Below are 2,935 nucleotides of genomic sequence, written 5' to 3'. Positions count from 1 at the left end.
GACGGCGAGGGGCGCGCCGTCGATCTGCTGGAGAGCTTCACCCGCTCGGGACGCTGTGATCGCGCCACCGGAGTGAAGCGTAGTCCTTGAGATCGCGATGGCCCGAGGTGCAAGTTGGCAATTCGGACCAAGTTAGTGGATAGACTGCGAAACGCATTGAGGGCGTCGACGGACGTCTAGGCTCATGACCGGGAGTACTGGCATGCGGATTAAGGGGCAGCTTTGGCCGTGACTGACCACGACACGCGGTTTGCGTACCTGGACTTGCTCCGACGCGATTTGACCCGGTACGGCAATGACGAGTTGGTGCCCGTGGGCTGGTACCGCTTGGGGCGCCCTTTGTTCAGCACCCGCAATCTAATGCTCGTCCGCAAGCGCCCGTTCAATAAGCACGCGCGAGACCTGGGGCTGGATTGGCCGGCGGATGCCTTGACGATGATCGGTATGCAGCGGCTGACCAGCCTGCAGCATTGCGTGGAGACGGTGCTGGAAGAGGACATCCCCGGCGACCTGGTCGAGTGTGGCGTGTGGCGCGGCGGGGCGTCGATCTTGATGCGCGCGGTGCTGGCCGCACACGGGGACGAGAAGCGCTGCGTGTGGCTGTGCGACTCCTTCGCCGGCGTACCGCCGCCGGACGTCGCAAACTACAAGCAGGACAAAGGGATCACGCTGCACCGTCACGCGCGCATCCTCGGGGTGCCCGAATCCGAGGTGCGGGCTAATTTCGAGCGTTACGGGTTGCTCGACGATCAGGTACGGTTCGTTCCCGGCTGGTTCAAGGACACGCTGCAGGATGCGCCGATCGATCGCATCTCCGTGCTGCGCCTGGACGGCGATCTGTACGAGTCGACGATCCAGGCGCTCGATGCGCTTTATCCGCGGCTGTCGCCGGGTGGCTTCTGCATCGTCGACGACTACCACGCGATCAAGGCGTGCGAACAAGCCGTAACGGACTATCGGGCGAAGCACGGCGTGACCGCGGAGATCGTCGAGATCGACGGCACCGGCGTGCTGTGGCGCAAGTAGACGGTATTCGACAGGGCAATGCCGGCGCCTGAGCGGGTTGGCGAAATTCGGTGGCTACCAAAAGTTTTGCCGTTCGGGCGGGTGAACCGTTGAACCCGTCGTATTTGGCACGGGCTAGACGTCCGCCAATGCTATGGTTGCCGCCGTGGCAACAGGGCTGACAACCGGAACCCGCCTGCGGATGTGGTGGGTACGCACCGAGTACTGGCTCGCGCGGACCATCCTTCCCGACGTCTACGCCAACGACGCGCTGGTCACGTTCAATAACTTTCACGCGTTCCTGGACGATCCGGAGTTCCAGCGCGCCTATCGGCGCGGCGCCCGCTCCCTGGGCAAAGAGGATTGGTACCAGTGGCAGTGGCGCGTGCACGTGGGGCTGTGGGCGGCGGCCAGCGCCAGCAAGCTTGACGGCGACTTCGTCGAATGCGGCGTGAGCTACGGGTTCTTGAGCAGCGCCATCATGGAATACCTGGACTGGGACCGGCTGGGGAAGACCTTCTACTTGCTCGACACGTTCGCCGGACTCGACCCGCGCTTCGTCACCGAGAACGAACGCCGGGCCGGGGCACTGGAGATCAGCGAAGATCACCTGCGCAACGGGATGTATGCCAGTGGAGTCGAAAGCGTTCGCGCGAATTTCGCGGAGTGGCATAACCAGCGCATCATCGTGGGCGCGGTCCCGGAGACGCTCGACGAGGTCGACGCGACCGCCATCGCTTACCTGCACATCGACATGAACTGCGCCCCACCGGAAGTCGCCGCACTTCGCTATTTCTGGCCACGGCTCATACCCGGTGCCTTCGTGCTCCTGGATGACTACGCGAACCGGGGGCGCGACGAGCAGCGCGCCGCCATGGATGCGGTGGCAAATGAACTGGGTGTGAAGATCTGCGCGTTGCCCACGGGACAGGGCCTGCTGATCAAGCCGGCGAGTTAAGCAAGCGCTTCAGCCGGAAGCCTTCTCACGGGCGGCCTTTTCGAGCAGATCCGCAGCCTTGGCGACGCTTTCGGCGGGGGTTGTCATCCGAGTGGCGAGGTCGCGGGCTCGGGTGGCATATTCCGGGGCGAGGATCTCGCGAAGATCCGAGACAAGCGATTTCTCGGTGGTCTCCGAGAAGCGTCGGGCGGTTCCCACCTTGAGGCGCTTGATCTGATTGCCCCAGTACGGCTGGTCGGCCGAGCTCCACAGAATCAAGGTGGGTATGCCTGCACGCAGGCTTGCCGCCGTGGTGCCCGAGCCGCCGTGATGAACGACCGCGCGACAGGCTGGAAAGACCGTCGCATAATTCACCGCGCCCACGACCTTGACGTGGGCGGGAAGTGGCACATCGCTGAAATCGCTCCAGCCGGCGCAAATTAGCGCCCGCTGGTGCAATTCCGCACATGCCGCAGCGATCATTTCGACCGTGTCGACCGGAGATTCGACCGGCATGCTGCCGAAGCCAAAGCAAATCGGCGGCGATCCGGCGGCAATCCAAGCTGCCACGTCGTCGTCGGCGCCCGTGGTCAGTTGCATTGTCAATGGGCCGACAAACGGCCGTAGGCCGTCCCATTTCGCCCATTCGTCCGCCAGTCCGGGAAAGCAAACCTCGTCGTACGCTTGGATTTCCAGCGACTTTCGCTGGGCGATCCGGCGCGGCGAGGGATGCGTTGCCTTGGGGAGCCCGAGTTCGCGGCGCTGCGTGTCCTCGACCTTCTTGTTCAGGCGCCAACTGAACCAGTCGAACGCCGTCATCGCCGAGCGGCTCAACGGCGCCGGCAGCATCGAAACGGTCTGGCCGTTCGGCCGCATGGGGACGTGATGCAGCGTGGCAAACGGGATGTCGTAGTACTCCGCGACGTTGGCGGCGGCCTGCTCGAAATTCAGGCCGGTGCACAATAGGTCAGCGTCGGCGGCGAGGGACGTCAG

Annotated in this window: 3 protein-coding genes; 2 read left to right on the top strand and 1 reads right to left on the bottom strand. The window is 64.0% G+C overall.

What is annotated here, in order from left to right:
- Positions 1-222: 222 nt before the first annotated feature.
- Together A5697_RS12885 and A5697_RS12880 are read left to right on the top strand one after the other, a co-directional pair.
- On the top strand, positions 223-1,026 hold the full coding sequence (locus A5697_RS12885) for a TylF/MycF/NovP-related O-methyltransferase (protein WP_067948468.1): 804 nt from the start codon (positions 223-225) through the stop codon (positions 1,024-1,026).
- 133 nt (positions 1,027-1,159) lie between these two features.
- Complete coding sequence (locus A5697_RS12880; RefSeq protein ID WP_067948466.1) at positions 1,160-1,963, top strand: TylF/MycF/NovP-related O-methyltransferase; 804 nt, start codon at positions 1,160-1,162, stop codon at positions 1,961-1,963.
- A 9-nt stretch (positions 1,964-1,972) separates the two neighbouring features.
- Here A5697_RS12880 and A5697_RS12875 read toward each other — a convergent pair.
- Positions 1,973-2,935 (bottom strand): glycosyltransferase (locus A5697_RS12875; RefSeq protein ID WP_068010771.1); only part of this gene is annotated, 963 nt, incomplete at its 5' end.

The sequence above is a fragment of the Mycobacterium sp. E3251 genome (genome assembly GCF_001666835.1).
Taxonomy (GTDB): Bacteria; Actinomycetota; Actinomycetes; order Mycobacteriales; family Mycobacteriaceae; genus Mycobacterium.
This window is presented reverse-complemented; position numbering and strand designations above follow the sequence as displayed.

Excerpts from the sequence above, each read along its gene's own strand:
- A5697_RS12880 (WP_067948466.1), top strand. The coding sequence starts at position 1,160 with ATGGTTGCCGCCGTGGCAACAGGGCTGACAACCGGAACCCGCCTGCGG.